The sequence below is a fragment of the Entomomonas sp. E2T0 genome, assembly GCF_025985425.1.
Lineage (GTDB): Bacteria > Pseudomonadota > Gammaproteobacteria > Pseudomonadales > Pseudomonadaceae > Entomomonas.
The window spans coordinates 2,487,423-2,509,849 of the sequence record NZ_CP094972.1 but is presented as its reverse complement, the minus strand read 5'-3'; the positions used below and the strand labels follow the sequence as shown (position 1 = coordinate 2,509,849).

The 22,427-nt window shown below is 34.9% G+C and carries 24 protein-coding genes and 1 riboswitch; of the genes, 17 read left to right on the top strand and 7 right to left on the bottom strand.

Annotated elements, in window-relative coordinates:
- The first annotated feature begins 3 nt into the window (after positions 1–3).
- From MTZ49_RS12150 to MTZ49_RS12135, 4 genes are read left to right on the top strand one after another with little or no spacing between them, the layout of a single operon-like run.
- Positions 4–879, top strand: coding sequence for an alpha/beta hydrolase (locus tag MTZ49_RS12150; RefSeq protein ID WP_264745805.1), 876 nt, complete (start codon positions 4–6; stop codon positions 877–879).
- Positions 867–1,223: an EamA family transporter gene (locus MTZ49_RS12145; RefSeq protein ID WP_264745804.1), complete on the top strand. Its 357-nt coding sequence runs from the start codon at positions 867–869 to the stop codon at positions 1,221–1,223. Before MTZ49_RS12150 ends, MTZ49_RS12145 begins: the two co-directional genes overlap by 13 nt.
- On the top strand, positions 1,223–1,660 hold the full coding sequence (locus MTZ49_RS12140) for a DMT family transporter (protein ID WP_264745803.1): 438 nt from the start codon (positions 1,223–1,225) through the stop codon (positions 1,658–1,660). The genes MTZ49_RS12145 and MTZ49_RS12140 overlap by 1 nt, the downstream gene beginning before the upstream one ends.
- Positions 1,661–1,680: 20 nt before the next feature.
- The gene (locus tag MTZ49_RS12135) at positions 1,681–2,874 is read left to right on the top strand and encodes a DegT/DnrJ/EryC1/StrS family aminotransferase (protein ID WP_264745802.1); all 1,194 of its coding nucleotides are present in this window, start codon (positions 1,681–1,683) and stop codon (positions 2,872–2,874) included.
- On the opposite strand, the gene MTZ49_RS12130 is transcribed toward MTZ49_RS12135, so the two are convergent.
- The 3 genes from MTZ49_RS12130 to MTZ49_RS12120 form a co-directional block, all read right to left on the bottom strand.
- Positions 2,869–3,759: a hypothetical protein gene (locus tag MTZ49_RS12130; protein ID WP_264745801.1), complete on the bottom strand. Its 891-nt coding sequence runs from the start codon at positions 3,757–3,759 to the stop codon at positions 2,869–2,871. The genes MTZ49_RS12135 and MTZ49_RS12130 overlap by 6 nt on opposite strands.
- Complete coding sequence (locus tag MTZ49_RS12125; RefSeq protein WP_264745800.1) at positions 3,752–4,840, bottom strand: GNAT family N-acetyltransferase; 1,089 nt, start codon at positions 4,838–4,840, stop codon at positions 3,752–3,754. The genes MTZ49_RS12130 and MTZ49_RS12125 overlap by 8 nt, the downstream gene beginning before the upstream one ends.
- 63 nt (positions 4,841–4,903) lie before the next feature.
- Positions 4,904–6,292: an aspartate aminotransferase family protein gene (locus tag MTZ49_RS12120; protein WP_264747882.1), complete on the bottom strand. Its 1,389-nt coding sequence runs from the start codon at positions 6,290–6,292 to the stop codon at positions 4,904–4,906.
- Between the two features lie 237 nt (positions 6,293–6,529).
- Between MTZ49_RS12120 and MTZ49_RS12115 the strand changes: the two genes are divergently transcribed.
- Positions 6,530–6,916 carry a YchJ family protein gene (locus tag MTZ49_RS12115; RefSeq protein WP_264745799.1) on the top strand — a complete coding sequence of 129 codons (387 nt, stop codon included), beginning with the start codon at positions 6,530–6,532 and terminating at the stop codon, positions 6,914–6,916.
- 41 nt (positions 6,917–6,957) lie between these two features.
- Here MTZ49_RS12115 and MTZ49_RS12110 read toward each other — a convergent pair whose 3' ends face one another.
- Positions 6,958–7,350 carry a DUF2388 domain-containing protein gene (locus MTZ49_RS12110; RefSeq protein ID WP_264745798.1) on the bottom strand — a complete coding sequence of 131 codons (393 nt, stop codon included), beginning with the start codon at positions 7,348–7,350 and terminating at the stop codon, positions 6,958–6,960.
- Positions 7,351–7,514: 164 nt separating this feature from the next.
- On the opposite strand from MTZ49_RS12110, the gene MTZ49_RS12105 reads away from it, so the two are divergent.
- The 3 genes from MTZ49_RS12105 to MTZ49_RS12095 all read left to right on the top strand — a co-directional run bounded on the left by MTZ49_RS12105 (position 7,515) and on the right by MTZ49_RS12095 (position 9,366).
- The gene (locus MTZ49_RS12105) at positions 7,515–7,952 is read left to right on the top strand and encodes a hypothetical protein (RefSeq protein WP_264745797.1); all 438 of its coding nucleotides are present in this window, start codon (positions 7,515–7,517) and stop codon (positions 7,950–7,952) included.
- A gap of 28 nt (positions 7,953–7,980) precedes the next feature.
- On the top strand, positions 7,981–8,427 hold the full coding sequence (locus MTZ49_RS12100) for a hypothetical protein (RefSeq protein WP_264745796.1): 447 nt from the start codon (positions 7,981–7,983) through the stop codon (positions 8,425–8,427).
- 164 nt (positions 8,428–8,591) lie between these two features.
- A riboswitch (glycine riboswitch) is annotated at positions 8,592–8,682 on the top strand.
- 66 nt (positions 8,683–8,748) lie between these two features.
- Positions 8,749–9,366, top strand: a complete 618-nt coding sequence (locus MTZ49_RS12095) for a trimeric intracellular cation channel family protein (RefSeq protein ID WP_264745795.1) — start codon at positions 8,749–8,751, stop codon at positions 9,364–9,366.
- Positions 9,367–9,419: 53 nt separating this feature from the next.
- On the opposite strand, the gene gorA is transcribed toward MTZ49_RS12095, so the two are convergent.
- Both gorA and yddG read right to left on the bottom strand, forming a co-directional pair.
- Entirely contained in the window at positions 9,420–10,778 is a 1,359-nt protein-coding gene (gorA, locus tag MTZ49_RS12090; RefSeq protein ID WP_264745794.1) for a glutathione-disulfide reductase, read from the bottom strand.
- A gap of 92 nt (positions 10,779–10,870) precedes the next feature.
- Entirely contained in the window at positions 10,871–11,779 is a 909-nt protein-coding gene (gene yddG, locus MTZ49_RS12085; protein WP_264745793.1) for an aromatic amino acid DMT transporter YddG, read from the bottom strand.
- A gap of 331 nt (positions 11,780–12,110) precedes the next feature.
- Between yddG and MTZ49_RS12080 the strand changes: the two genes are divergently transcribed.
- From MTZ49_RS12080 to MTZ49_RS12070, 3 genes are all read left to right on the top strand, one after another.
- Positions 12,111–12,314: a cold-shock protein gene (locus MTZ49_RS12080; protein WP_201090218.1), complete on the top strand. Its 204-nt coding sequence runs from the start codon at positions 12,111–12,113 to the stop codon at positions 12,312–12,314.
- Between the two features lie 183 nt (positions 12,315–12,497).
- Complete coding sequence (locus tag MTZ49_RS12075) at positions 12,498–13,472, top strand: tetratricopeptide repeat protein (protein ID WP_264745792.1); 975 nt, start codon at positions 12,498–12,500, stop codon at positions 13,470–13,472.
- A 17-nt stretch (positions 13,473–13,489) separates the two neighbouring features.
- Complete coding sequence (locus MTZ49_RS12070; protein ID WP_264745791.1) at positions 13,490–15,697, top strand: mechanosensitive ion channel family protein; 2,208 nt, start codon at positions 13,490–13,492, stop codon at positions 15,695–15,697.
- Between the two features lie 39 nt (positions 15,698–15,736).
- Here MTZ49_RS12070 and MTZ49_RS12065 read toward each other — a convergent pair whose 3' ends face one another.
- A complete protein-coding gene (locus MTZ49_RS12065) occupies positions 15,737–16,675 on the bottom strand; it encodes an aminoglycoside phosphotransferase family protein (RefSeq protein ID WP_264745790.1) in 939 nt (312 codons plus the stop codon).
- Between the two features lie 107 nt (positions 16,676–16,782).
- Between MTZ49_RS12065 and dapE the strand changes: the two genes are divergently transcribed.
- From dapE to nuoC, 6 genes are all read left to right on the top strand, one after another.
- Positions 16,783–17,925 (top strand): succinyl-diaminopimelate desuccinylase, encoded by a 1,143-nt coding sequence (dapE, locus tag MTZ49_RS12060; protein WP_264745789.1) that lies wholly within the window; start codon positions 16,783–16,785, stop codon positions 17,923–17,925.
- Between the two features lie 9 nt (positions 17,926–17,934).
- On the top strand, positions 17,935–18,738 hold the full coding sequence (locus MTZ49_RS12055; RefSeq protein ID WP_264745788.1) for a putative RNA methyltransferase: 804 nt from the start codon (positions 17,935–17,937) through the stop codon (positions 18,736–18,738).
- Between the two features lie 8 nt (positions 18,739–18,746).
- Complete coding sequence (locus MTZ49_RS12050) at positions 18,747–19,127, top strand: hypothetical protein (protein WP_264745787.1); 381 nt, start codon at positions 18,747–18,749, stop codon at positions 19,125–19,127.
- A 365-nt stretch (positions 19,128–19,492) separates the two neighbouring features.
- Positions 19,493–19,915: an NADH-quinone oxidoreductase subunit A gene (gene ndhC / locus MTZ49_RS12045; RefSeq protein ID WP_264745786.1), complete on the top strand. Its 423-nt coding sequence runs from the start codon at positions 19,493–19,495 to the stop codon at positions 19,913–19,915.
- Positions 19,916–19,926: 11 nt separating this feature from the next.
- Positions 19,927–20,601 carry a NuoB/complex I 20 kDa subunit family protein gene (locus MTZ49_RS12040; RefSeq protein WP_264745785.1) on the top strand — a complete coding sequence of 225 codons (675 nt, stop codon included), beginning with the start codon at positions 19,927–19,929 and terminating at the stop codon, positions 20,599–20,601.
- Between the two features lie 41 nt (positions 20,602–20,642).
- Positions 20,643–22,427 carry an NADH-quinone oxidoreductase subunit C/D gene (nuoC, locus tag MTZ49_RS12035; RefSeq protein WP_264745784.1) on the top strand — a complete coding sequence of 595 codons (1,785 nt, stop codon included), beginning with the start codon at positions 20,643–20,645 and terminating at the stop codon, positions 22,425–22,427.

The following is a 22,427-nucleotide window of genomic DNA, read 5'->3' as shown; positions in this document are numbered from 1 at the left end:
AAGATGATACAAGATTCAAGCTATTTTATGCCAGGTAACCGAAATGGTGTATTGTTAATTCATGGATTAACAGGTACCCCTAATGAGATGCGGATTGTTGCCAAAGGTTTAAACAAAGCTGGTTTTACTGTTTATGGTATGCAACTAGCAGGCCATTGTGGTGATGAAGCTGATTTATGTAAAACGACTTGGCAAGATTGGTATAAAAGTGTTGAGGATGCGGCTGATTTCTTAGCGGAGAAAGTTGATAATATTTTTGTTGCTGGCCTTTCTATGGGCGCCCTACTTTCATTAAAACTAGCCGCAGAAAGACCAGAACAGATTAAAGGTGTTGGTGTATTTGGCCCAACCTTTAAATATGATGGTTGGAGTATGCCATTATGGGCTAAGAAGTTGTTTTTCTTATTAGTTTGGTTTAAAAAAGTTGGCATTTTTCAACAAACATCTTTTATTGAAAAACCACCTTATGGTTTAAAAGATGAACGTATTCGAGCTACCGTTTCAGAAAGTATGTTAAATGGTGATAGTGCCGCAGCAGGACTTGCTGGTAATCCATTCCCAGCTTTAGCAGAAATGCAATTATTGGCTAAATTAGTTCGTAAACAATTACCACAAGTAACAAGTCCTTGCTTGATTATGCATTCTGCCCATGATGATGTTGCTAATATTAATACAAATGCTCGTTTAGTAGAAAAATATGTGTCAGGTCCAACAAAACTTGTTGTATTAAATGATAGTTATCATTTGATAACTATTGATCGTCAGCGCCGAGATGTTATTAAAGAGTCTGTTTGCTTTTTTGAAAAGCTTGCTCAAAACACCACTAATAACTATTCAGTTGAGAGCTTACAGGAGACAGAGTTGTCATGTCCCCTTTAGTTATTACCCTATGGATTGCTAATGTTTTTTTTGACACTATTGGCCAAATAGCCTTCAAATTTGCTGCAGTTGCCCCTAATAATAGAGAGGGTTGGCATTATTGGCTAGATCTATTTCGTAATTATTGGTTATGGATTGGTATTGGTGCTTATGTCTCAGAGTTCTTTTTATGGTTAGCTTTTTTAACCTTAGTTCCCCTTTCTCAAGGTATTTTATTAGGCTCTATTAATATTATTGCTGTAATGATTGTGGGACGAATTATATTTCGTGAACTCCTTACTCTCCATCGTATTATAGGTATGGTTTTAATCACTATTGGTGTTATTTTAGTAGGGGTTTCATAATGCGTAAATTTTACCTAATAGGTTTTGCCTTATTATTGCTATTTGATACCCTTGGTCAGAGTAGTTTTAAATTTACTGCTATCCATGCAGAACCCCTTGAGGCTAGCCTTGACTGGGTTATTCGTGTATTTACTAATCATTGGGTATATACCGCTATTTTAGGTTATATTGGTGCATTCTTTACTTGGATGATTTTATTAAAAAAAGCACCTATTGGCCCTGCATTTGCTGCTTCACACCTTGAAGTAGTCACTGTAATGATTGCTTCTGTATGGTTATTTAATGAACAAATCACTTGGATTAGATTTATTGGAGCAGTATTTATTGTTGTTGGTATTGTATTCTTAGCATTAGCAGAAAAGAAAATTAATAAGCAATTTTTAGAGGAAGTTGATAAACAACAAAAGCAAACTAATACAGAATTAAACAACTCTTAATTGCTTTAAAGGGGCTTCTGATGTCAGTGTTTCAACGCTACCATGAAATTCCACCTACAGCGGGCTTGCCTGCTCATTGGAGTGATTGGCTGCCAACAAACAAGGATCTATCCCTGCAGATTGGCCAACTTTTTGATCTTCCTCCTTTACAACTTACATGCTCAGGAACAGCTGCTTTAGTTATTGCGTTAACTACATTATCTAACAATAACTCACAACGAAAGTATGTGATTATTCCTGCTTACACCTGTCCCTTAGTGGTTTTAGCTATTCATCATTGTGGGCTTCACGTAAAATTATGTGATTTGACTGTTAATTCTTTTGATTTTGATTTTACTCACTTAGAGTCATTAATGAGTGATCAAATACTTGCAGTTATTCCTACTCATCTTGGTGGTAGAGTAGCTGATGTGCAACAGGTTAAAAGGCTTGCAGAAGCTTATGATATAACTGTTATTGAAGATGCTGCACAAGCACTAGGGGCAAGTGTAGGTATATATGGTGATATAACTTTTTTTAGCTTAGCAGCTGGGAAAGGGTTAACTTTATATGAAGGTGGATTATTAACTGCTCATGATTCTATTTTAAGAAATCAACTGGTAGAAACTGCTCAATCAATTATTCCAACCAATATAGCTTGGGAATTGCGCCGCTCTATTGAATTACTAGGTTATACAGCATTATATAATCCTTTTGGGTTGCATTTTGTTTATGGTAATCCAAGACGAAAATTGCTAAAAAATAAGCAATTGATTGAGGCTGTGGGTGATAATTTTAGTTTTAAGCTGCCACTTCATCAAGTAAGCAAGTTTAGACAACATATAGCAGCTAAAGCTGTTAGTCGGCTACCCTACTTTATTGAAAAAACTACAAATCAAGCATTATGTCGTATTAAACAATTACAAGAAATAAAAGGAGTACATGTTATTGAAGAAAATAATAATAAGGGTACATGGCCTTTTTTAATGATATTGCTACCCTCAAAAAATATTAGAGATGATATTTTAAATAAATTATGGCAAGAGCCACTGGGTGTTAGTCGCTTATTTATTGATAGTCTTCCCAACTATCAATATTTAAATAAAGTTGTACCACAAATACCAATGCCTAATGCACAAGATTTTGCTGATAGAATGTTAACTATTACCAATAGTCTATGGCTTGACAATACACATTTTAAAGCTATTTGTCAGACTATAAAGAGTTGTTTATAACGAATGGTTGTGACAGTTGCTTAATGCTTCTACCAGTTGAGTATTTAATTTTTGTTGTGCTATTTGCCACTGTTGTAAAGTCTCTATTGGAACTACTGGTTGTCCATCAAATGAACTCAAAAGACGCTTCCACCAACTTTTACACTGCCAGCTAGAAACATCACCTGTAATATCGCTACCAATAATTCGACTAGACAATGCAGAAATACTATCAAGTATATGATAAGTCTGTAACTTTCCTTGATCCCAATTAGTCCGTATAGTTTCCTCACTGAGTACATCTTTATCAATTGATAAATAGATTGGTTGTGAACTATGGTACTGATGAAATAAAAAATCTGCAATGAGCTCATCAGGGGAATTAAAATGATGGAATGCTTTACCTAACCCTAATCTTTTAGCCCATGAAGTATCAACATCCATACACCAATAAGATAATTTATTACCCAATAATGGACGTAATCTGTTTTCCCATAGGTGGGCTACTCCAATATCATTTGACGTAATACCTAATACATGGACATGACTCACAAAAGGTAATTGTGCAACATAACTAACCCATGAACCACAATGAATACCAAATAAATAGCGCATATTATCGGGATGGTTATCAAAAACAACAACTTGAATAGGATTTTTAGGATTATAAAGTTTCTTTAAACGTTCAATTAATAGTAATGTAATATGGTGATAATCGCCACTACCCATCAATACGGTACCATAGGTCTCCGGTAACAATTGCTCAAGCTGAGTTGCTAATTCTTTATATTTGCTCATTGAACAGCCAAACCGAATTGAATCTTGCCAATCAGTTAAATCAAATGTCAGAGCATCTTTTATATCACCAATGCTTTGATCAAAATTAAGAATAATGGGGCTATACATGTTTACCCTCCTTATTATTAATATTGGTATGTGAATCACGCCATGTGCGATCACTCTCAAATCGACTGCTTAATTTACGTAGAATAGCCCTTAATAATGGGTTACGTATATACACCATATGTTGAGTAAAGGAGAATTGTGCACCTAAGGAAGCTTTGACTTGTGGATCTGTCCAACCTGCAATATAGTATTTTAATCCATTCTGCTTAGCATATTCTAAATTATGAAACCAACTAATATAATAAAGATTAAAATCTCTAGCCGCTGGGTATACAAGACCAATATACTTATCGACTAGCATATCATTTACTACAAAACAAATATTATAGCCAATCAGCTCGTTTTGATGATGGTAAGTAAAAATTTTAGTTCCAGTTTGCTTATCTTGTAATAATTGAGTAAAAAAAGCTTTAGTTAATAAGTCAAAATGAACTTCACTTTGTTCATAAACATTTAAATATAGTTGGTAATAGGTATCTAATATTGATTGTTCAAAAAAACACTCATCCCCACCCTGCAATACATTGATATCAATCTTTTCACGCAATTTTAGCTTACGTCGAAAATCTTTACGTCGGCTAGCAGAAAATTTTGATAAATAATCATCAATATTTTCATAATCCACTGGTACCCATGCTAATGCTTGCCCTTCTATCTCAATAAATCCATTGCTCTTTAAAGCTTTAATAAATGCTTGAGAGTAGTCATTAGCTTGTTGACTTTGTAAAGGTGAGTTTTGGGGAATATCTTTGACAATCAAGAAAGGGAAATCTTTAGCATATTGTTGTTTGATTTGATTGGCTAATAAATCAGCTTTGACTATATTTGTTAATAATGAGTATTCAGAAACAGTAGTACCAATAAAGCACGTTTTTGGTTGTAATAATTTAGACCATTTAGTATAAAAAGGTATCTTTTGAATTTTTTGGCGGAAATCACTATCAGCTGTGGTTAATAAGTCAAATTTAGCAGAAAAAACAGGCACTCCACCCTCTGCTAACCAAGCATTAAAATTGTTAGGTGGATTAGTCAGAAAATTTTCGATTAATCCGTCTGGTTCAAGTTGATTAATATATTTCATTGTTTTTATAGGATAATAATATTAGGCCATAAAACAGCCTAATATTAATTATCTTTCAACTTATTATAACTCTTTCTTAGCTCTAGTAATTAACTGATCAAGTAACTCTATACCTTGATCAATCTCTTGTTTAGAGATAAGTAAAGAAGGTGCAAAAGTAATAACATTTTTATAGTAACCACCGATATCTAGTACTAAGCCCATTTTTTGGCCATTCCAATCAAGGTCACCTGACATACCAATATCAACCATTTTATCTACTAATGCTTTATTAGCTGTAAACCCATCTTCCGTACAAATTTCAGCACGAAGCGCAAGACCTAAGCCATCAACCTCACCAATTTCTTTATGGCGTTTTTCTAAGCTTCTTAAGCCCTCAAGGAAATATGCACCACTTTCCATAACCATTGTTTCATAGTCATGTTCAGCCGTCATTTTTAATACTTCAAGCCCTACTGCTGTACCCAATGGGTTAGATGCAAAAGTCGAGTGAGTAGACCCTGGCGGGAATACTGTAGGATTAATTAACTCTTCACGAGCCCATAACCCACCTAGTGGATTTAAACCATTGGTTAAGGCTTTAGCAAATACCACCACATCAGGTTTTACATCAAAATGTTCAATAGACCATAATTTACCTGTACGATAGAAACCCATTTGAATTTCATCGACCACTAATAAAATGCCATATTGATCAAGTACTTTCTTTAATCCTTTAAAGTAATTTGGTGGTGGAATAATATAACCACCTGTTGCTTGTAGAGGTTCAGCATAGAATGCTGCGTACTCAGCTTGGCCAACTTTAGGGTCCCAAACACCATGATATTCTGTTTCAAATAAGCGAGCAAAATCATCTACTAAATATTCGCCGTATTCTTCTGCTGTCATACCTTTAGGTCGACGGAAAGGATATGGAAATGGAACAAACATCGCTCGATCACCAAAATGACCATAACGACGACGATAACGATAACTAGAGGTGATAGATGAAGCACCTAAAGTACGTCCATGATAACCACCTTGGAAAGCAAACATAAGCGTTTTGCCACCCGTAGCATTTCGTACAACTTTTAAAGAGTCTTCAATACACTGTGCACCACCGACGTTAAAATGTACTCTTCCATCATAACCAAACTTTTGTTTCATGCCTTCAGCAATCGTTTTAGCCAATTCGATTTTAGTAGGATGAAGATATTGGCTTGCACACTGTGGTAAAGTATCTATTTGGTTTTTAAGTACATTATTTAAACGTTCATTAGCATAACCAAAGTTACAAGCTGAATACCACATTTGTAAATCAAGGTAAGCTTTACCTTCTTTATCATACATGTAGCTGCCTTCACAGCCATCAAAGATCTTTGGTGGTTCAACATAGTGAACAGTATCACCAAAAGAACAGTATTTTGCTTCATCAGCTAAAAGCGCAGCATCATCAGGACGGCTATTTACCATCTCTGGGGTTGGTTTACTCATGAGTTACTCCAAAATCCATCTTTATTTAATAATTAGAACATGGAGCATTATCAAAAAAAATTCACATTTAAAATATATCATTAGTGTATAGGTTTTGTGACAAAAGTTACTTATTCTGACAGATATATGAATATTTATTATTGTTAAAAGGTGTATTACACACTATTACTGATTATTAGCTATAATTTCTAAAATTTAAGCGCTAGAGAAAAGCAAATGACTAACACAGCCTGCCCTTGTGATATTAATAAGTTATATAGTGAATGCTGTCAGCCTTATCATGTTGATATGAAATTACCAATGACTGCTGAACAATTAATGCGTTCACGTTATAGTGCGTATGTCTTAAAATTAACAGCTTATATCAATAATACATGGCATAAAAGTACTAGACCAAACATTGCTACCTTAGAGAATGATCAATCTATTCAATGGATAAAGCTTATTATTAATAAAGCATGGGATAGCAATAATGCCAATGAAGCTTTTGTAGATTTTGATGCTTTTTATGAGGCGAATGGTAAGCTAGAAAGAATGCATGAGGTGAGTCGTTTTATTTATAGCGAACAAAAATGGTTTTATATTGATGGTAAAGTATCTTAAAACTAGCTAATTTATAGCTAGTTTATTTGTTCAGTCGTTTATTAGTTAAATGCTAAAATAGCCTTAGCAAGAGCCATATCATCTACTCTTTTATAATCTGGCTTTTCATGACGTAATAAATTAAATGCAGCCTCTAAATAAGTACCTTTTAATTGACCATTAGTTGCTACAAAGGTAGCGGCATCGTTTTTAGCATTATAGATAATTTTTGATTTGGCGCCAAAGGCTGTTCCTGACCATTCAGAAGGTACTACTACAATAATAGTTGTTGTATAGAATGGGCTTAAAAGGATACATAATCCAGAAACAATAGCTTGACTAGAACAGCCTTCTGTTATTTCTTGCACTATTTCTGCTTTTGACGTTGTCGTTGAAAATAAAGCAAGTAATGCAGAGAAAGCTATTACTTTCTTAAATGATGATTTAACTATCATATTTAGACTTAAGTTCCCTTTCTAATGATTCGTGTTGCAATTATTCTATCATTATCTTATATAAAATATATAGTTACTTATAATAATTTATGGATAATATGAGTAACTTAATGAAAGTTTAATATATAATTCTCTAAACTAATCAATTATTGAGCTAATAATTAATGAAAAAATCTTTAATAGTAATAAGCTGTTTATTGCTACTAGTGGCTTGCCAACACAGTAATAAGACAACTAATAATGAATCAAGTATTCATCCTCATATTAATGGGGTTGTAAAAAAGCAAGGAAATACTGTTCCCCATGTACAGATAACTTTATCTTCCAGTATTTGTAATACAGCAACAGTAGTCACTGATGCTCAGGGAAAATTTACATTAGAGCAATTTTGTGAGGTAGCAAACTCAGGCCCTGGAAATATCTTAGGTGCTCCTACTTATTTATTTGATGTGAATGTAGTGGATGGTGAAAAATCCTTTATTTGGTCTGTTATCAATCCTTTTGATATGTCTGTAGAGTTTGATCTTACTGAACAGATGGTTTGTGTGACCAATGGTCAAGAAAGCCGTTGTAGCAACTTAGTGAAAAATGGTATACATTAATGAATTATAATAAAATTAAATTGATTACATGAAAAAATATTTATTAGCTCTATTTATATTAGTTGCTGGCTGTCAGCAGACACCTAATAATAACATGCAAGTTTATTATAGTTCTCCAGAATTAGTAGGAGTTCTTTCTTTTGATAATCAACCTGTAATAAATGCCAGAATATATTTGTTGACTACTTGTGATGATAAATCCACAGTAACTGATCTAACAGGATATTTTTCACTATCCCCTGCTTGTATGGGTTTTATAAAACAAGTACCTGATGATGAGTTAGGATTTTTCTATCAATTAATAGTAGATGCAGGTACAGAACAATTTTTATGGCAAATATCTGGCTTAGGATATGGCTTGAAATATATAAGGGCTAATATAGATTTATCCACTAAAACAGTTTTTTATCAAGTAAGTGATGATATAAATCCACCTTATGAAAAAGTAGATGAGCTGGTTTTATTTAACCAATAATTAGAAAATTACTTTATTATTTTATTCGCTTACATTTTCTATAGTTATTCGCTATAATCTTGCCCCAAGACGTAGGAGAGAGGAATTTTTCACAATTCCCGCCGAAGGCGCATACTCCCATAATCGCTCAGGCCTTATCTAATGATAATAATAACTGCGTCAATATCAGCCGATCTGGAGAGAGGTCTTAACTGACCCGCCGAAGGGGCACGCAGTCATACTGCTAAACTCTCAGGCAAAAGGACAGCGGGAGCGGCAAAGAAATTATTGTTACATTGCTTAGCAATGGTTTCTCTATCGCTGTTTCTGGAGTTCTATTTAATGTTATTGCATGTTATTTATTTGATCGCAATTACTGCTGAAGCCGTGACGGGTGCATTATCAGCAGGTCGGCAACGTATGGATCTATTTGGTGTTGTTACTATTGCTTGTGTTACTGCACTAGGTGGTGGTTCTGTTCGTGACGTTATTTTAGGACATTACCCTTTAGGTTGGGTAAAACATCCTGAATTCTTATATTACACCATTGGCGCAGCACTTATTACTACTTTTGTGGCTCGCTGGCTACATTATCTGCGCACTATTTTCTTAATACTAGATGGTTTAGGTTTAGTAGCTTTTACTCTGATCGGTTGTGCTATTGCTAGAGAGCTTAACTGCCCTACAATGGTTGTGCTAATTGCTGGAATGCTAACAGGAGTATCGGGTGGTGTATTACGTGATGTATTGTGTAATCAGGTACCTTTAGTTTTTCAAAAAGAACTTTATGCCAGTGTATCGCTTTGTACAGGTGTAGCGTATTTAGCTTTATTACATTTTCAAGTTAATGACAATACAGCCACTTTACTTTGTTTAAGTGGTGGCTTGTTATTAAGATTGTTAGCTATTAAATACAGTTGGCGAATTCCTACTTTTACCTACGATGACAATATGCATTAAAGACCACTAATAACAGATACACTATATTATATAATGTATCTGTTTTAATCTTATCAAGCTTGTCGGGGGGTACGCATAGTTACAAACTCTTCAGCAGCCGTTGGATGAATACCAATCGTTTCATCAAAAACTTGCTTTGTTGCCCCTGCTTTTAAAGCAATCGCTAATCCTTGAATCAAATCCCCTGCTCCTTCACCAATCATATGGCAGCCTAAAACGCGGTCCGAATCTTTATCTACCACAAGTTTCATATAAGTTTTTTCAGTACTTTCTGTTAAAGTTAGTTTTAACGCACGGAAATGACTTTCAAAAACAGCAATATCATAACCGGACTCTATGGCTTGCTGCTCTGTTAAACCAACAGTAGCTACATTTGGCAAACTAAACATTGCCGTAGCTACCTGAGTTAAATCCACTGAACGGTATTGTTCTGGTTTAAAAAGGTGTCGTGCTACCGCCATACCTTGTGCTAATGCAACAGGTGTTAATTGAATTTGTCCAATAACATCACCAATCGCAAAAATACTTGATTCAGCAGTAGTGTAATATTTATCTACATCGACAAAACCTTTGCTATTTAAGGTAACTTTTGTATTATCTAAACCTAAATTATCTAGTTTAGGGCGACGTCCTGTAGCATAAAATACTAAATCGGTTGTAGCAGTTTCATCATTATCAAATGTAGTGATTAAACTATTATCAGCTTGTTTATCAATTTGCTTAATATCTGTATTAAATTTTAAAGTAATACCTTTTTTAGTTAACTCTTCAGCTAAATGCTTACGTATATCATCATCAAAGCCTTTTAAGAATAGCTCACCACGATATATTAAAGTAGTATCAACCCCTAACCCATTAAAAATAGAAGCAAATTCAACAGCAATATAGCCACCACCAACAATCGTACAACGTTTAGGTAGTTCTTTTAAATAAAACGCTTCATTAGAGGTAATAGCATATTCTTTACCCTTAATATCAGGTACGTTTGGCCAACCACCTACAGCAATTAAAATATTTTTTGCAGTGTAAATCTTGCCCTCTACGCTGATTGTATTAGCATTAACTAATTGAGCATGCCCTTCTATTAAAGAGACACCACTATTGACTAATAAATTACGATAAATACCATTAAGCCGTTCAATTTCTTTATTTTTATGTTCAACTAACGTTTGCCAATTGAAATTAGGCTTATTTATTTGCCAACCAAAACCTTTAGCTAACTCAAACTCTTCCTCAAATTGTGAAGCATAAACAAATAGTTTTTTAGGTACACAGCCTACGTTAACACATGTACCGCCTAAGTAACGCTCCTCAGCAATAGCTACTTTTGCACCAAAACTAGCAGCAAAACGTGCTGCTCGCACACCACCAGAACCGGCACCTATTACAAAAAGATCATAATCAAAAGACATACCATACCTCTTATTAAGACAGGGGTTTCCTTATCTTGTTATTTCAGCGGTTTTATTTAAACAATTTTGTTTAGTTTAGCAAAGTAATGAGGTTAATGCGAAGAGGCAGGTACTTTATTAGTGACCCTGGTAGCTAGCCAACAAAGTAAAGAACCTATGGTAACCATAATAACACCATACCAAAATGATATAGTAAGAGGCGTTTTTAGCCAAATAGCTGAAAATAACACGGAAGCTATAGGCGTAAAATAAGATAATATGGCCAATAATAGCATATTACCTTTTTGAATACCTATTTCCCAAAAAGCATAAGCAACAGCAATAAGAATACCTACTAAAATAAGTTCAGCTATTGCAGAAAAATCAACCTGCCCTATTTTTTCTGAACCTAATAAAAATTTAGTCCATAGTATTAAAGCAATAGCAATGAAAAATAAAGGAACACCATTATTACCATTATTAAAACGTTTCGATAAATTACAATATAGTCCCCATAAAAAAGCAGCTATAAAAGCAAGTAAATAAGGAATGGGATCAGTTGTAATATTATTGATTAAATTATAGATATTAAAACCATACTCTCCTGATATAGACCAAGCTACCCCAATAAATGAAAGAACTATACCAGGCCAGAATAGCAAACTTACCTTTTGTTTATTAATAAATATAGACAGAAATACAATAAGGCAAGGCCATAAATAATTAATTAAACTCACCTCAATAGATTGTTGACGACTGCTAGCGAGCCCCACCGCGAAAGATAGCAAAATTTCATAAATTACAAATAAAATGCCACACCCTAATAGATAACTTATAGGAAATTTTTTAATATTGGGAATCCCTCTATTATATATACATAGAGTGATAGCTCCTATTGTATAAATAAGGGCTGCACCAGCTACTACACCAAAGCTTTCTGTTAATGTTCTGATAAGAGCTGTGAAACAGCTCCATATTAAAATGGCTATAATACCCAGTATGGAAGCTTTAATTGAGGTCATTAAATTTTAAGGAAAACTTAGCTGTTTAGAGCGTATAAAACCGATTATTATATGTTTTTTTCTTAAAAAAAGAAATAATTGTTTATTATTAAATAATTAGTTAATAGTTTTATCAACTTTTTTCAAAATAAACTTAAAAACCATTTGCTATTTTTAATGTTATCGCGCATAGTATTGAACAGCGGTTTTAAGGTTGTGTTTGTCCTCTGGTATATCTGTTTCTTTCTAGTAGCAATTTTCCGAATCCTCAATCTCAGTCTTGATCCTCGCCTAGTGTTACTGGGGGCTTAACTATCCCCTATTATTTTTTAAGTTCTATAGGATACATAAGATGCAAACTGGCATTGTAAAATGGTTTAACGAAACTAAAGGCTATGGCTTTATTACTCCAGAAGATGGCAGCAAAGATTTATTTGCCCACTACTCAGAAATTCAAAGCGCAGGTTTCAAAACCTTAACTGAAGGACAACGCGTTTCCTTCACTGCTACTCAAGGCGCAAAAGGTCCACAAGCTTCAAATATTCAAATAATTTAAGCTTTCCTTTTAATAATTACGTGGTTATTTTAAATCACGTAATTATTTAATCTCCTATTAAACATACTCTCTTCTCTTTTATATTCTTTAAAATTATCATAAACAATTCATATTAAAGATGATCTTCTTATAATAGCTGTATACAATAGCCTGTAAATTTATTAATTAGGAATAATTATACGCATGCGCTCTTGGATACATACGTGCCTTATATTGCTGCTACTTTCTTTTACCTCAGCCATTTATGCTGATAATTTTGCTACTTTTAAACAATTAGCGAAACAAGGTGATGTGGTAGCTCAATATCTAGTAGGTATGATGTACCAACAAGGCAAAGGAGCTGAAAAAAGCAAACCTGAAGCTGTAAAGTGGTATATAAAATCTGCAAAACAAGATTATATCCTAGCCCAATACGCATTAGTGGTTATGTACCAACGTGGTGATGGTATTGCACAAGACCATGAGCAAGCACAATACTGGTATGCTCAAACCTCTGAAGCACGCAATCTAGTTACACTAAATAAACAACAACAAAGCCTTAAACACATTATTGCATTATTAAAGCCTCTAGCTATTAATAATGATACTAATGCGCAATATTTATTAGCTAGCTTATATGGTAATAATAAACAAGAGAATACTGCAAACTATTGGTTTTTGAGAAGTGCTTTAGCAGGTGATAGAGATGCTCAATACTATATTGGTGTGACGTACGAAGATAAACAGGGTTTTTTTAATACCATGCAAGCATTCTATTGGCTAGAAATGGCTGCTAAACAACAATCATTAGATGCTCAAATTGTGTTAGCCTCTCTTTATGAGCAAAATAAAGAAATAGTGGCTAATTTTGAAAAAGCAGCTTATTGGTATGAGCAAGCAGCCAATCAGGGTGATAGAGAAGCACAGTCATTTATTGCTGGAATGTATCGTGATGGCAAGGGAGTCCCTGTTGATAAACAAAAAGCATTTACTTGGTATGAAAAAGCAGCAAAACAAGGTGATGCTTTTAGTCAATATAATTTAGGACAGATGTATGAAACTGGTAATGGCGTTCCTTATGATCGTAATAAAGCAATTTATTGGTATCAACAAGCTGCTAAGCAGGGACATCCGGCATCACAATTAAAATTAAGTACATTACAAGGTAATATTCAATAGCTTAAAAGGTATCGTCAGTGCTTAAATCATTGTCTTATCAAAACTTTAGTCGAACAGTATATTTACTGTTAATGCTAATTATTTTCTGTGGCTTTGTTTCTACAAGCCATGCTGCCCTGCCTAACCCTTTAAAATCAAGCTCTTCTTCTGAGTCACAACCTACAGTTACTAACGCAGAAATGGCACAGTCGCTTGAGGCATTGATTAAAACATTAGAAGATAATAAACAGCGCCAGCAGTTAGTTATTGATCTAAAAGAATTACGTGATAGCTTAAAAGCCGCAGCTAAAAAAGATGAAGATGAAAAAGTTAAGGGTTTATTAGCGGGCATATCTGGATTAGTCGATAGTTTAAGTTATGGTTTGGATGGTGAAACACCCATCAGCTATTGGACAGAGCGCAGTAAATTAGCTTTTTTAGAACTACAAATCCTAACACCTCCCATTAAAGAGCTATCCCCTCTTTTTTATGGCTTCTCCTTTATTATTATTTTATGGTTTGTTATTGCACAAATTCTACTTTGGTTAATTAAACGTATCAATATTCGTTATAAATTGCCTTTAACACTATCCAATAATCCTAATACATGGGAATTATTACTCTATGCAGTTGAAAAGTTACTACCTTGGGCTGTAGCGTTTTTTATCACCCTGTATAGCTCACAAATGCTCCCAGAAACAGCTCCACTAGGGAAAAGTGTTGCACTATTGATGACCTATTCTATTTTAGGCGGTGGTGTATTTGCTGCACTTTGTTTTATTTCCCTGTCTTTATTAAGTGGTGACCATCGCTGGGGAGCTTTGCGAATATTACGTAAGCGAGCGTTTAAGCCATTATTCTCCATTGGATTATTTGCTGCATTAGGTGATGCTTTAACTAATTATCAAGTTATTGGCTTATTAGGTGGTAATCTTAGCCTAGTCTTATCAACACTTAATAATTTAATGGCAGCCCTATTAACAGGTTGGTTTGTTATTACTTTCCGTCGCCCTATTGCTCATTTAATACGTAATCGCTCTTTTAATTATCGTAGAAAAAGAAAAAGCTCCTATGATTTCCTGCGTTTTTTAAGTGCAGTTTGGCATATTCCTATTTTAATGCTTGTTTTAGCTTCATTAGTTGCTACTATTTTTTCTGGCGACCCTACTTCGGCACTACGTAAAGCCTTACTATGTACAGCATTATTAATTGTTGCTTTGGTTTTAACTGGGTTAATACAACGCCATGCAACAAAACTCCAGCAAAAATCAAAACGTACTCAAAATGCACTGTACTTATTACGTTTAATCCGTTTTGGATATACATTATTGAATTTTGCTGTATGGATAGTATTTATCGACTTCGTATTAAGAGTTTGGGACTCTTCCATTCTGCAATTTGAGCAAGGTGCTGGTCATGATCTAACCATCATTATTATTACTATTGTACTCACTATTCTTATTACTCGTTTAGTTTGGATTTTAGTTGATACAGCAATATACCGTGCACTTACAGGCGTTGGGAGAAATGGCCCTAGTACCCGTGCATTAACCATGATGCCATTAATTCGCAATACAGCTCTTTGTATTATTTTAGTGATTGCTACTATTGTTGCCTTAGCTAATTTAGGTATGAATGTAACCCCTTTACTTGCTGGTGCGGGTGTTATTGGTTTAGCGATTGGCTTTGGTGCACAGTCTTTAGTATCTGATTTAATTACAGGTTTGTTTATTATTGTTGAAGATTCATTAGCAATTGGTGACTATGTCGATGTAGGCAACCATAAAGGAACTGTTGAAGCTATCACTATCCGTACAGTGTGTTTACGTGATATTGATGGTATTGTTCATATCGTTCCCTTTAGTGAAATTAAAACAGTTAAAAACTATTCCCGAGAATTAGGTTTTGCCATCTTCCGTATCTCAATAGCTCATGATATGAATATTGATGATGCCATTAAAGCGGTACGTAGTGTTGCTAATGAAATGCGTTTAGACCCTATATTACAAAGAGATATTTGGTCTCCCATTGAAATACAAGGTGTAGAAAGTTTTGATTCAGGCAACGCTGTATTACGTGCTCGTTTTAAAACAGCACCATTAAAACAGTTTGAAATATCTCGTATTTTTAATTTACGTCTAAAACGCTATTTAGATGAGCATGGTCTAGATCTAGGTGTACCTAGACGTAGTATCCGTATTTTTAATGAGACTTCAGAAGCACAACCTCCTATTCCATCAGAATAGTATTTAATACCCTTAATCTTAGGTTTTATAAATCTAAGATTAAGCTTCTGGTAATAATTTGTTATTGGCTCGAATTGAGCCACACTCGGTAGCCAGTAAATGTAAAGTATAGGCTCGTAACTCGCCTGTAACCTTATCAGTAACTAATTGTTCTATTAGCTCCCATAAGTCTTCTAAAGAACGTCTACATAGATAAAACAACATAACAGATTGATTGATTTGAAAATGAGGATGTTGCTGCTGATAACAATCTATAAAATCCTTAAAAAAAACTTTGTTATAAAACATAAACAAGTCTGCTTCGGCAGGTGCCAACTTTAATCCTTCCCAATCAAGTAATACTAAATGATGGTCAGCTTGCATTATATTCCAACCATGAATATCGGTGTGACAAAGTACAAACACTAGCTTTTGCTGTTGTAAGTTTTTAGCTAACTCATCAATATCATTAATTTGTTTTAGAATATCTTGTAAATAAGTTAACTCTTGTTTTAAAAAATAAACTAATTGCTTAATAAAAGGTAATTCAAAATGTTCTTTAAGATGGTTTATAGCAAATGGTATTTGCTCATTATAACTATGTAAATTAGCTACAATTTGTGCTAATTGTTTTACTTGTAATACTGTTAAAGCATTATCTGCAACAACATAGCCAGTAATATATTTAAATAACACATAGATATAATCATCATCTTCATATTTATAATCTAAATGTTTAGTTAATACAGGCTCAACTATTTGCCCAGTTAATGAGTTTTTACCCAACCAAGTTACTACAGAAAGGTAATCATTTAAATATTGAGTTAGTTTCTCTGTAGAGGCTCGTTTTTTTTCATAGACTTTAAGAAAATAATTGCTATTTTCAGTAATCACTTTATAAGCAAGTGATACCCATCCTCCTTTCTCTTTTACTATAAGGGTAGGAATTACATCATATTCATTAAGTAAAACTTGATAAAAAACATTTAAATCAGTCATTGTTATATAAATAATAAATTTTAGAATATTGTTTTTTAGTGAGTAACTACTCTATTATGAGTAGTTTATTTATTATCATACATTATTTTTATTGGAATACGCTTACTATGTCATCACTTTCAGCTACATTACAACTGGCTTTTGATCTTATTAGTCGTCCTTCAGTTACCCCAAAGGATGAAGGTTGCCAACAAGTAATGACTGATCGGTTACAAAATATAGGCTTTACTATTGAACAAATGCCTTTTGCAGATGTACAAAACTTTTGGGCAAGTCATGGCAATAGTGACCCTGTATTTTGCTTTGCAGGCCATACTGATGTAGTGCCTAGCGGTGCTGTAGATAAGTGGCATAAAGACCCCTTTACTCCTTATATAGATGAGCAGGGTATGTTTTATGGTCGCGGTACAGCTGATATGAAAGGTAGCTTAGCGGCAATGGTTGTGGCTACTGAACGCTTCATTAAAGACTATCCTAACCATAAAGGGACTATTACTTTTCTTATTACCAGTGATGAAGAAGGCATTGCACAACATGGTACACGTGCGGTAGTTGAAACATTAGCAAAACGTAATGCTAAAATTGATTGGTGTATTGTAGGTGAACCCTCTAGTGTTAACCAGTTGGGTGATATGGTAAAGAATGGCCGTCGTGGTTCATTAAACGGAGTCCTAACAGTAAGAGGTAAACAAGGTCATGTGGCTTACCCCCATAAAGCCAAAAACCCTATTTTTCTTGCCTCTCCTGCTATTACGGAACTAGCTGCGGAGCATTGGGATAGTGGTAATGACTTCTTTCCTCCCACTAGTTTCCAAATTTCTAATATACATGCAGGTACAGGCGCAAATAATGTAATACCAGGTGAACTAGTAGCAGAATTCAATTTTCGTTTCTCCACTGAATCAACAGTTGATGGACTTAAACAACGTGTAGAGCAAATTCTAAATAAGCACCAATTAGATTGGCATATTGACTGGTCACTATCAGGACTTCCCTTTTTAACTGAACCAGGACAACTACTGGCCGCCATTAGCGAAAGTATCCAGTCAGTAACAGGCCTTACCACAGAACCTTCCACTAGTGGTGGTACTTCAGATGGTCGTTTTATTGCTACGTTAGGTTGTCAGGTAGTAGAGCTTGGGCCTGTCAATGATACCATTCATCAAATTAATGAATGTGTAAAAGCAGAAGACTTAAATCAATTAACTGAAATCTACTACCAAACACTAGAACGTTTATTAGCGGAGTAATAATTCACTATGCTAATCTGCCCGCTCTGTAATGAAGCATTAGTAGTTGCTGATAAAGTTGTTAACTGTTCAAATAATCATAGTTTTGATCGAGCCAAACAAGGCTATTTAAATTTGTTACCTGTGCAACACAAAAATAGTCGAGCACCAGGTGATAATTTAGAAATGGTTATTGCTCGTCGTGATTTTTTAGCAGCTGGTCATTATGCTCCCCTAGCCTTACGTTTTGCAGAATTAGCAAGCCAACAGCACCCTAACAATTGGTTAGATGTAGGTTGTGGTGAAGGCTTTTATACCCATCAATTAGCAATGGCCTCACCTAATACTGTAGGTTATGCCCTCGATATTTCTCGAGATGCCATTAAACAAGCATGCAAATTTAATAAAAATATACAATGGTTAGTAGCTAGTATGGCGCGGATTCCATTAGCTAACCAAAGCTGTAATCTGATTGCTACCATTTTTAGTCCTTTTAATTGGCAAGAAGCATTACGTGTAGTTAGCCAACAGGGAGGGATATTAAGGTTAGGGCCAACTAATCAACACCTTATAGAGTTAAGAGAAAAACTTTATGATGAAGTACGTCCTTACCAAGATGATAAACATCTACAGCAAGTACCTAATGAATTACAATTAGTTTTTACTGATTATTTAACATTTTCCTTAACACTAAATAATGAGCAAGACCGTAAAAACCTTTTAGCCATGACACCTCATGGTTGGCGAGCCAGTGCAGAGAAAAGAAAACAAGTAATAGAACACCCCCTAAAAGTAACTGTTGCTGTACGATATGACTATTTCAAACTAATCTGAGAGTATTTATGAAACAAGATGATATTGAAATTTACTTAAAAGACACCGATTTATCCATTGTTACTGAATGGCTAACACAATCTTTAGGTGAGTGCAGTGAATGGCAACAAAAAGGTAAGGTTTATAAATGCCATAATATTAAAAATAATATTGCTATTACTTGGTATCCTAAAGCGGTTGGTAGTTGGCATGGCTTACACATAGCAAGCAATCAAACGCCTTGGGAAAACGATTTAGCCTGTGCTAAAGATGCCAATCGTTTTTTAAATATAGAAGTACGTTGTGCTCCAGATAATTGGACAGAACAAGCAAATGAATCAATAGAACAAGCTGATCAATGGCTAAAAGTAGTAAATCAACAAGTAACTACTATTATTTGGCGGACTTAAATTATAAAAACTGTGTCTAATATAATTATTTTCAAATTCACTATACGAAAATTGTAACCTGTTTTATTAATATTCTTACTATTTATTAGCTATATTTTAAATATATAACATTTTATTATATCCTAATAATGAATATTAAGTAAGAGGTATTATTGCCTCATATCATAAATAACTTAAAATTAGCTTAAAATAAGGAAATCATTAAATAAAATATAAAAGATTTCGCTAAATGATTTTACTTAAATTGAAATCGGTCTTAGAATAGCCGGATAAATTATTAGCCAAGATGATTAAGATTGAACTTTAGTCGTAAATTTCTATCTTAAACAGAATTACTATAATGAAAGGAGTGGAAAAGTTTTTCTATGTCTGAAACAGCAATCGCGACACTCTCCCAAAATTTAGGCTTTGCCGTTTATGTCTTTGCCGTTCTCGCCTTAGTAGGCTTTGTAGTTGCTTTTGCGGCGCTTCTCGGTGGCAGAGCTTTTGGCCGCAATAAAAATACCCCTTTTGAGGCAGGCCAATTACCTACAGGTAGTACTAAAATAAGATTCTCTGCTAAATTCTATTTAGTAGCTATGTTATTTGTCATCTTCGATATTGAAGCACTTTTCTTATTTGCTTGGGCAGTTTCATTAAAAGATGCTGGCCTATTAGGATTTGGTTGGGCAAGCTTTATCGAAGCCACTATTTTTGTTTTAATCCTATTAGCCGGTCTTGTTTATATTATGCGTTTAGGTGTCCTAAATTGGGCTCCACAAGGTCGTCAAAATAAATTGAATAAATAAGAGTACCATCAATGAAATATACACTTACCCGTATTGATCCTAATGCTGCTAATGAAAAATACCCCATTGGAGAAAGGACAATTGTTGATGACATGTCAGAAGATCTTGCCAATAAAGGCATTTTCATGGGTAAATTGGATAATGTATTAAACAAGGTAGTAAATTGGGGACGTAAGAATTCATTATGGCCTTATAACTTTGGTATTTCTTGTTGTTACGTAGAAATGACCACTGCCTTTACTGCGGTACATGATATTTCGCGTTTTGGTGCAGAAGTTATACGTGCATCACCTCGTCAAGCAGACTTCATGGTTATTGCTGGTACTTGTTTCGTTAAAATGGCACCTGTGATTCAAGAGTTATATGAACAAATGCTTGAACCTAAATGGGTTATTTGCATGGGTTCTTGTGCTAATTCAGGTGGTATGTATGATATTTACTCTGTAGTACAGGGTGTTGACAAATTTTTACCTGTTGATGTCTATGTAGCAGGTTGTCCCCCTCGTCCAGAGGCGTTCTTACAAGCTTTATTGTTATTACAAGACTCTATTGCTGCAGAACGTAGACCACTTTCGTGGGTAGTGGGTGATCAAGGTGTTTACCGTGCTGAGATGACTCCACAAAAAGTAAAATTAAGAGAAAAACGTATTAAGGTGAGAGAGTTACGTACTCCTGACCAAGTTTAAAACTATTATTAACTGTGATTTTAGAATAAGTGGCTGAAACTATGACAGTAGAAATGGCGAAGTCCGTTCCGCCTTATAAAGCCGATGATCAAGTAGTTGTTACAGAGTTACTAACTCGTTTTGGTGATCAAGCGCTAACCATACAACCTCAGACTAGAACAGGCTGCCCAATTGTTTGGGTGACTCGTGAACGTCTAATGGAAGTAATGCGCTTTCTTCGTGAGTTACCTCGTCCTTATGTTATGCTTTATGATTTGCATGGTATTGACGAGCGCTTAAGAATTCACCGTGAGGGACAACCTGAAGCTGACTTCACTGTGTTTTATCATCTGATCTCTATGGAACGTAATAGTGATATTATTATTAAAGTTCCATTATTTGATGGTGATTTAAACCTTCCTACTGTTATTCCTATATGGCCTAATGCTAACTGGTATGAGCGTGAAACCTATGACCTTTATGGTATTCATTTTAAAGGTCACCCTCGCCTATTCAGAATGCTATTACCTCCTACTTGGGAAGGTCATCCACTTCGTAAAGACTACCCTGCTCGTGCTACTGAGCAAGAGCCTTTCCAACTAACTGTGGCGAAACAAATTCGTGAACAGGAAGCAATGCGTTTTAAACCAGAAGACTGGGGTATGAAAACGCATGATGAAAACTATGACTATATGTTCCTTAACGTTGGTCCTAACCACCCATCTGCGCATGGTGCTTTCCGTTTAGTATTACAATTAGACGGTGAAAACGTTTTAGATTGTGTGCCTGAAATTGGCTATCACCATCGTGGTGCTGAAAAAATGGCTGAACGTCAGTCATGGCACAGTTATATTCCTTATACTGATCGTATTGACTACTTAGGTGGAGTAATGAATAACCTCCCCTATGTACTAGCCGTAGAGAAATTAGCAGGTATTACAGTTCCTGATCGTGTTAACTGTATTCGTATTATGATGTCTGAATTCTTCCGAATTCTAAATCATCTATTATTCTTGGGAACAATGGTACAGGATATTGGTGCAATGTCTCCTGTATTCTATACCTTTACTGATCGTCAAAAAGCCTATGATGTAGTAGAAGCTATTACTGGTTTCCGTATGCATCCTGCATGGTTCCGTATTGGTGGTGTTGCTCATGACCTACCAAGAGGTTGGGATAAATTAGTTCAAACCTTTATTGATTGGTTCCCTAAACGTCTTGATGAATACCAAAAAGCTTGTTTAGATAACAGTGTTACCATTGGTCGTACTAAAGGTGTTGCTCAATACAATACTAAAGAGGCCTTAGAATGGGGTGTCACAGGTGCTGGTTTACGTGCTACGGGCTTTGATTTCGATGTACGTAAAGCTCGCCCCTACTCTGGTTATGAAAACTTTGACTTTGAAGTGCCACTAGGCCATAACGGTGATATCTATGACCGTATTATGGTAAAAATGGGTGAGATGAGAGAAAGTACTAAAATTATTGAACAGTGCTTAAAAAATATGCCTGCTGGCCCTTATAAAGCAGACCATCCATTAACTACGCCTCCACCTAAAGAACGTACGTTACAACATATTGAAACCTTGATTACCCACTTCTTACAAGTATCGTGGGGACCTGTAATGCCACATAATGAATCATTCCAAATGATTGAGGCAACCAAAGGTATCAATAGTTACTACTTAATCAGTGATGGTAGCACCATGAGCTATCGTACGCGGATTAGAACACCTAGTTTTGCCCATTTACAACAAATACCTTCTGTCATTAAAGGCAGCTTAGTTTCTGACTTAATTGCTTATCTTGGTAGTATTGACTTTGTTATGGCAGATGTGGATCGTTAA